Source organism: Gordonia sp. i37, assembly GCF_002043085.1.
Lineage (GTDB): Bacteria > Actinomycetota > Actinomycetes > Mycobacteriales > Mycobacteriaceae > Gordonia > Gordonia polyisoprenivorans.
Genome location: NZ_MVPX01000327.1, coordinates 1 through 7952, shown reverse-complemented (window position 1 = coordinate 7952; position 7952 = coordinate 1). Strand labels below are relative to the sequence as shown.

General features: G+C 64.6%; 7 protein-coding genes. 6 read left to right on the top strand and 1 reads right to left on the bottom strand.

Annotated features, from left to right (window positions below; genetic code table 11):
- The coding region (locus B1964_RS31070; protein WP_253194024.1) for a hypothetical protein at positions 1–181 on the bottom strand (181 nt) is incomplete at its 3' end.
- A gap of 48 nt (positions 182–229) precedes the next feature.
- Here B1964_RS31070 and B1964_RS16000 point away from each other — a divergent pair.
- From B1964_RS16000 to mycP, 6 genes are all read left to right on the top strand, one after another.
- Positions 230–2782 carry a hypothetical protein gene (locus tag B1964_RS16000; protein WP_253194023.1) on the top strand — a complete coding sequence of 851 codons (2553 nt, stop codon included), beginning with the start codon at positions 230–232 and terminating at the stop codon, positions 2780–2782.
- A 155-nt stretch (positions 2783–2937) separates the two neighbouring features.
- Positions 2938–3663, top strand: coding sequence for an immunity 49 family protein (locus B1964_RS15995; protein ID WP_366664292.1), 726 nt, complete (start codon positions 2938–2940; stop codon positions 3661–3663).
- Positions 3664–3754: 91 nt separating this feature from the next.
- Positions 3755–4048, top strand: a complete 294-nt coding sequence (locus B1964_RS15990) for a transposase (protein WP_172398862.1) — start codon at positions 3755–3757, stop codon at positions 4046–4048.
- On the top strand, positions 4045–4923 hold the full coding sequence (locus B1964_RS15985; RefSeq protein ID WP_079930476.1) for an IS3 family transposase: 879 nt from the start codon (positions 4045–4047) through the stop codon (positions 4921–4923). Before B1964_RS15990 ends, B1964_RS15985 begins: the two co-directional genes overlap by 4 nt.
- Before the next feature lie 102 nt (positions 4924–5025).
- Positions 5026–6549, top strand: coding sequence for a type VII secretion integral membrane protein EccD (gene eccD, locus B1964_RS15980; protein ID WP_253194021.1), 1524 nt, complete (start codon positions 5026–5028; stop codon positions 6547–6549).
- Positions 6546–7952, top strand: a complete 1407-nt coding sequence (mycP, locus tag B1964_RS15975; RefSeq protein WP_079930474.1) for a type VII secretion-associated serine protease mycosin — start codon at positions 6546–6548, stop codon at positions 7950–7952. The genes eccD and mycP overlap by 4 nt, the downstream gene beginning before the upstream one ends.

Below are 7952 nucleotides of genomic sequence, written 5' to 3'. Positions count from 1 at the left end.
CCCTGCCGATCGAGAGGGCGGGTCCACCCGCCCGACAGACGGGGATGCTCACACGCGAGAGTCCGCAACGCATCAGCACGGTGGCGGGGACGAGCCGCGGCGGTTCACCGCACACGACGGCGGCGACGAGCAGACGGGCGGGCGTCACGGTCGCGAGCCCGCCGACCCCGAGGTCTCCCACGTACCGGATTCGGCAGCCGACATTGCCTCGGCGGAAGCCGCGCGAGTGGTGACCGCACGGTTCGGCGATCTGCCGGTCCGGATGGAAATCGTTGCCGTTGACGGACTTCCGCATGATGCCGCGCACCTACCGCATCTGATCGACCGTGACGGTGCCGGTCACATCTCGTCGGAGCCTCCGGCGGAGAGCTCGCGCCCGGTGCGTACCGAGGGTGACGGCGACGGGGACGTGGTGCCCGATCGCGACGCCGACGATGCGGCACAGCCGCCCACGTCGCACGACGGCGGCCGCACAGAGAAGACCGAAGAACTCGCCACCGCGCGCAGGGTGGCCGATGACGCGGCTACCCAGCGGATGGAACGGGAGTCGCGTGAGGCCCCCGCGCGGGTGCTGAAGAGCTTCGATGACGCGGCGCAGAAGGTGATGTCGTCGATGACGACGCGCGCGGAGGGGTTGCCGGTCGGCGTCGGCGGTGACGTGCACCCGGCGCCGGACGCGGTCACGATGCTGGCGGTGTCGGGGTCGTTGTTGGGTGCGGTGTCGGTGAAGGCGGCCTTTCACGGCGCGGCGCGGCTGACCGATGCGGTGCGAGCACGTCTGGGAGGCGCACGCACCGAACATCCTGCTGTCGCTCACGATCCCGAACCGAATGCACCCGAGGGCATTCGGCCCGAGGGGATCGACGATGCCGCGGAGGTCGGCGTCATCGACGCCGCTTCCGGGGTGCCGGACCGGGTGGCGCTGTCATCGTCGATGACGCGGGAAGAAGCCGACCGTGCTCTCGGGGTTCTGGACCAATCCAATGTGTTCGGTCAGCAATGCGGCGACCAGGCGATCGCGGTGCGTGATGGGTTGTTGTCGGGCGAGGCGGTGGCACCGGAAAACCGAGGCAGTGACTTCGCGGGGCTCAGTACCTCCGAGTTGGCAGATCGGTTGGGGGTGGACGGATTCGACCGCGCATCGGTCGATTCGGTCGCCGGTTCGCTACACGGCTTGGGCGAGCACGCATCGGCCACAGTGGTGGGGCGCACGGAGGCCGGTGGCGATCTGCATGCGGTGACCGTGGCACGTCTCGACGGCGAGCACGTGGTCTTGGACCCCTCGGCGCCCGCCGGTGAGCGGGTGATGAGCTTGGCCGACGGACTGGGTCATTTCACGGAATTCGGCGCCGCCTACCACGACGGTCGTGGACCAGTCGGAATCGAAGACGCGCGACTGACGCATCCCAGAGCCGAGTTGGGCGGCCGCAAGGTATTTGGCGATCACGAGTTGGTCGGGACCAGGCGCGGGGGGCCGCGGCAGGGCGAATTCCGGGACGAGCGCACTGAACACGACGAGCGCACTGAACACGACGAGCGCACTGAACAGTACGACGGGGAGCGGAGTGGGACTCGTCGGGCCCGAGACGACGGCGGCGGGTCGGGCACGAGGCGAGCACCAGCGGTTGAGGCCGACGCCGACCTCAACGGTCATGCAGGGCGTTCTCGCGAGCGCGATGACGCGGGCGTGCCACTCTCGTCGGAAAGGCTCGCGCGTGATGGCGAGTCGGACGTACCGACGGAGCGCGTGGACGGAGATCGATCTGCCGAGAATGCGCGGGCGGGAGATGTAGACGGTCCGCACCGTGATCCCGGTCAGCCTCGCGACGGCGAGCACGACCCGGGCACGGAGCAACCGGACCCGACCGATGCTCCGGGCAGGGGAAAAACAGATCCCAGGGAGCCGATCGATGGCCTGGAGCACTCGGGTAAGTCGGTTGTCGACAAAGTTGCCGATCGTCGGTACCTGGAGAAGTACTACCATCGGACCCACCACGACGGGAGACCGCGGTGGGATCGAAACATCAAGGGGGCGTTGGACGCGGACGGTGATCGGATTCCGCTGCTTGATGAGCACGATGAGATCACGACCGAGAAGATGGTCAAGGTCGAGGAAGCCGCATACGGGGCCTACGACGAGAAAGTGACCTATGGGGCTCACCGGGTGGCGGACGAATTGCGTCGCTTGCGGGATTGGGCGCGCGCTCAGCTGAAGCACGTTCTGAACAAGCTGGACGCGACAGATGCTGAGCGAAAGAGTGCTTTCCGGATCATGACAGACGCCGGCGAAAAGGCGGGTCTGCACGCGACAGCGGAGGCAATCCCAAATCGATACCGCGCCAGACAGTTTGAGGTCGATACCTTGCTGCCTCTCAGCTCCCGGGGTGCCGGAGGTGTCGATGGAGTGTTCAGGGTTACTCCGCGGGAAGGCGTGAAGAACGAGGAAGGAATCACCGGCCCGATTTTGGTCGTGGTGGAGGCAAAGGGGCCGCATGCGGAACTGGGGCACCGGCGCGGATTAGACGACCTGCATTATCAGCAGGGGCGAAAGGAGTATCTGGAGTCTGTGCTAGTCGCAATGAAGGAGAGCGGTGACGCAGACCAGCTCGAGCTCGCAGAGAAGATTAGAAACTCGAGCAAGAGTGGGGATTTGCGTTATGAACTAGTTCGGGCGACCGTGGATTCCAGTGGATCGTATTCGGGGTACCGTCACCGAGAGTTTGACATAAGATCGATAGCGAACGGCAAGAATTTAAGTTCAATGGATGGAGTTTTTGGCTGATGGTGGATGTCGAGCGGTGGCATGAGTGGGATCCCGATTATGTGCAGATGAGGATTGGTGGTGCGCGTCGGGGGCTTGAGTTTTCTTTGGAGTTGGATCGGCCGTGGAATAGTGATCGTATTCATGATCTTCAGGTCGAGTTGATTGAGTTGTGTGTGTGGTCGTTGGTGGGTTCGGGTGGTGTGGTGGGTGAGGAGGTGTGGTCGTTGTTGGATGCGGCGTGTGAGGTGAGTCGGGTGCAGTTTGTGCGGGCGTCGTTGCCGAAGGGTGAGCGCCGGTTGTCGTTTGAGGTGTTGGGGAGGTCGTTGGAGACGGGATCGTCGGGTCCGAATCCGCGGACGATGGCGCCGCATTGGTTGGGGGCGTTGTGGTTGGGGTTGGTGGCTCGGGATCGGGGGTTGTTGGATGCGTTGCGGGATTTCAAACCGGAGTGGCGGGAGGCGTCGAGGGAGGAGGGGGTGTGGTTTGACCCGTATCAGGAGCAGTGGGCGCGGGCGTGGCAGATGTTGTTGCGGGGTGAGCGGGGTGAGCCGGTGGCGCAGCAGGTGGTGGAGGTGATGCGGTTGACGGATCCGGAGTTGGCGCCGTTGGCGGGGGCCGAGAGTGTGTTGCAGCGGGTGTTTCCGTCGGTGCGGTTGTTGTGGGATGTGGTGTCGGGGAGTCGTAGTGAGTTTCCGGGGGATGTGCGGGTGGCGTTGGAGGGCAATAAGGAGTTCTTTACTCGGCCGGTGGAGAATCGGGTGCGTGCGGAGGAGGGGTTCGTGCCGTGGCGGATTTTGGGGCCGGTGTGTGCGGCGGTGGATTCGGATTTTGAGGTGGGGGTGGCGTCGCAGTATTTGCCGGATGCGTTGGTGTTTGATCGTCGCGATCGGTTGCGGTAGGGGTACGCACCGCTATATCGGACTGACCTGACCGGCGTGTCCCGGACGGTGGTCCCTACCACTACGGTGGGGATGACTGAAGGAGTTGGCTGTGGCACGGGATCGTGGGCGTTTCACGGATGAGTTTCGTGATTCGGTAGCGCGTGAAGTTGTGGAGAAGTCACACACGATTGTGGATGTGGCGAAAAAGAATGGGGTATCTGAGAATTCGGTGTCTCGTTGGGTGAAGGCATATCGGAGACGGTACCCGGAGATTACCGGGGAGCCGGTAGAGATATCGGAACGCCAGCGTCTTCGTGAATTAGAAAAAGAAGTTCGCGAATTGCGGGAAGAAAACGAGATTCTAGGAAAAGCGACGGCCTTCTTCGCGAAGAAGCATCGGTGAAGTTCCAGTTCATCGCGCGCGAAGAAGGCAATCACAGTGTGGCGGCATTGTGCCGTTGTTTGCGGGTATCGACCTCGGGATATTACGAATGGAAGAAGCGGGGTGTCAGTGCGCGGGCGGCGGCGCGGATCGTAGTGACAGACCGGATCCGCACGGTGTTCGATGACTCGGACTCCACCTACGGGTACCGCCGTATCCATGCCCAGTTGATGCGTGAGGGCGTGATGGTCGATGACGATACGGTGCGCCAGATCATGGTCGATGAGGGCCTGGTGACCTGTCAACCACGCAGGAAGGGCCCACGCACGACGATCCCGGTCGAGTGTGCCGGCCTGCCGGATCTACTGCGGCGTGACTTCACCGCCGATCGCCCAGGTCACAAGCTCGTCGGCGACATCACCTACATCGCGACGTGGCAGGGCTGGGTGTATTTGGCGACGGTGCTCGACTGTTTCTCGAAGAAGGTTGTTGGTTATTCGATGTCGTCTCGAATGACAGCAGATTTGGTGTGTGACGCATTGAAAAAGGCATCGAAAAATGTTGACTTTATTCCCGACGTGACCATATTTCATTCCGACCGCGGAAGTCAATATATGTCTGGTCACTTCATGGATACGTGTCGGGGCCTGAGAGTGCTGCGGTCGGTTGGACGCACGGGTGTGTGTTGGGACAATGCGTGGGCCGAGTCGTTCAACGGGTCGCTGAAGAATGAACTCGTCAATCGTAACGCCTATCCCACCAGAAGACACGCCATCAATGATGTGACATCATGGATTGAATTGCGATACAATCGGATTCGGCTTCATTCCGCGTTGGGTTATCAAACTCCTGACGAAGTTGAAGCTGCGTGGCTCGAACATAACCGGGTTGCGTGATCACATAGTGGAGATCCCACCGTCCACGACTCGCCGGGCACGTCAGACATCCGGATGACCACGGGTCACACGGGAGTGTCCGGTCGGTTAGATTGGAACGCTGTGACGGGGATAGGGGAGCTTCGGCAGACGGTGATGGTCGCGGCCGCGCCGCGGACCATACGGGTGTCGGTGTTCGGCGGACGTACCCAACTCGATATCGAGTTGCCGATAGATGTTCCCGTCGTCAACCTCGTCCCCGAACTCGCCGAGCTGATCGCCTCGCGGGATGTCAGGCGTGAGGACGAACCCAACGGGATTCCCAACAAACGGGACCGGTGGGTGCTGACCCGGCTCGCGAGTGGTCGCGAGGTGCGCGGAGACCAGACCCTGGCCATGGCAGGTTCGCAGGACGGCGACCAGTTCAGTCTGAGTGCCGAACGAGCGCTGACCCCGCCCGAACTGTTCGATGACGTCGTCGATGCGGTGGCCCGACTCAATCGGGAGGGATACCCGACGTGGAGTTCCCGCGCCGCCCGCGTGATGGCATTTATCGGGTTGGCAATGGCCGTTGCGGTGTGTGACCTGCTCCTGCTCGGCGACTTCGGCTTGTCCCGGCGCACCGCGCTCGCCTATCAGACTGTCGGCGTGATCGTAGCCCTCGTCATCGGCGCCGTCGTCGCGCGCCGTTACTACGCCGAGCCGCCGATCGCCGCCGCACTGGGATGGGCGGCCCTGCCACTGGTATTCGGGGTGGCATCTGTGGGCGGCGCACACCTGCCCGTCGGTGTGAAGGCCTGGGCGCCGGCCATCGTGTGCGGCGTCATGATTCTCGTCGCGATCGGTGGGCAGGTCATCGTCCGCGCCGGACACGTCGGATTCGTCGGGGTGGCGGTCGGGTTCACTCTGTGCGCGGTCGTGGCCGTGGCGCACGCAGCTTTCCACTGGACCGACCAGCTGTCGGGTACCGTCCTGGCCACTTGTGGTCTGTTTCTCGCGGTGGGAGCGGACCCACTCATCGTGAACCGTCGTCGGCTCCGTCCACTCACCAATCAGCGTGAATCCTCCCGTGACGCGCAGGCAGGCACCAGCGAGCTGTTCACCAACCCGTTCGACCGTGCCGAGCGCCGCGAGCGGCAGCGCCGGACGGCGGCCGGTGCCCGCGCACAGGTCCCGTCTGCCCAGGCCGTGGCCGAATCCGTGGAGCGTGACCGCGCCACACGGTCAGCGGTTTATCTGGCAGCCGCGGCAACCGTGATCGCCGGTATAGCGATCGCAGCCCTCGGCACCGATCCCACACCGTGGGCGGTCATCGCGTTCAACGCCGTCGTCGCGGCCGCGATGATGCTGCGCAGCGCACGCAAGCTGCCGTTCGTGCCGTCGGCGTCACTGCTGTTCGGTGGTGTCGCGATTCTGGTGATCACCGCCCTCGCGCTCCGGACGGCGCCGTCGGCGATGTATGCGGTCGCCGCTCTCGCCCTCCTCGCGCTGGTGGTCGTCGGAGTGGGCATCGCGGTGTTCGCCACCGACCGTAGGTCGCCACGGTGGGCGCGACTCGGCGACCACCTTGATTACCTCGCCCTCGCTGTGGTCCTCCCCGTGCTGGCGTGGACAGCAGGCCTGTACGCCCAGGTCGTGGGGGGATGACAGTTCCGATCAGGGTGCGACGCACGGTCGTCGTCATCGCCCATCTGGCCACGGTGCTGGTATTGGTACTCGTCGGCACAGGGCCCGCCGCAGCCCTGACCCCACCGCGGATCGCTGCGGGCGGTGCACCGAGCGGTCCGGTGGGGCCCACCGACAAGACCAAACAGCAACAGCAGTGCGCCACACCGGTACTCGCCGCCGGCACCGATCTGTCCCAGGTCGACCCGACAGGCTTCGCCGTGAACTATCGCGCTGCCTGGACATACAGCACGGGGGCCGGGCAAACGGTCGCGGTCATCGACACCGGTGTGCATCCGCAACCCCGGCTCCGCAAGGTGATCGGTGGTGGCGATTACGTCGGCAGCGGAGACGGGCTCACCGACTGCGACTCACACGGCACGCTGGTCGCTGGGCTCATCGCGGCGCGTCCCTCGACCGCCGACAGCTTCAGTGGCATCGCCCCCGACGCGACGATCCTGTCGATCCGGCAGAACAGCGACTCCTACCAGGTCGACGGCAGCAACGGCGATGACAGCGATGCCGTCTCCTCCGGATACGGCAACACCACCACGCTGGCATATGCGATCACCCGTGCGGTGTCCCTGGGCGCCACGGTCATCAACATCTCTGCCGCAGCCTGCGGCACAACGGGATCCCCGGTCGACGACGACCTGCTCGGCCGCGCCGTGCGCGCCGCTTACCAACGCAACGTGGTGGTGGTGGCAGCCGCAGGCAACGCCGACAAGGATCGCTGCCCTCAGAATCCCGGCGTCGACCCGAACGTACCCCGCTCCACCGAATGGTCGAGGATGACCACCTACGCCAGTCCCGCGTGGTTCTCCGACTATGTGCTGTCGGTGGGAAATGTGACCGCCGACGACGAGCCGGCGTCGACCTCACTGACCGGTCCGTGGGTCTCGGTCGCCGCCCCCGGCGAAAACGTCGTCTCATTGAGCAGCACCGGCTCCGGGCTGGTCAACCGGCAGGTCATCAAAGGTGCCCAATCATCGTTCAACGGAACGAGCTTCGCCGCCGCAGTGGTGTCCGGGGTGGTCGCCCTCGTCCGCGCCGAGCACCCCACCATGTCTGCCGGTGAGGTGATCGAACTGATCAAGCGCACCGCCCACACAGGTGGACGGGGGCCCGACATGGCGACCGGGTACGGTCTGGTCGACCCGATCGCCGCCGTCGACCCCGACCAGCCTCACGCGTCGAACACCGTGCTGCAGAAGCAGATCGCCGGGCCGGTCCCGCCCGACCGGGCCGCCACCCGGACACGCGACATCGCGCTCGTCGTCGGCGGGATCAGTGTCTTCCTCATCGCCGCCGCCTGGGCGTTGTTCACACCGCTGCGGCGCATGCGTGACGAGAAGACCGCCTACCGCGACATCGACGAGCACTGA

Excerpts from the sequence above, each read along its gene's own strand:
- mycP (WP_079930474.1), top strand. The coding sequence starts at position 6,546 with ATGACAGTTCCGATCAGGGTGCGACGCACGGTCGTCGTCATCGCCCAT.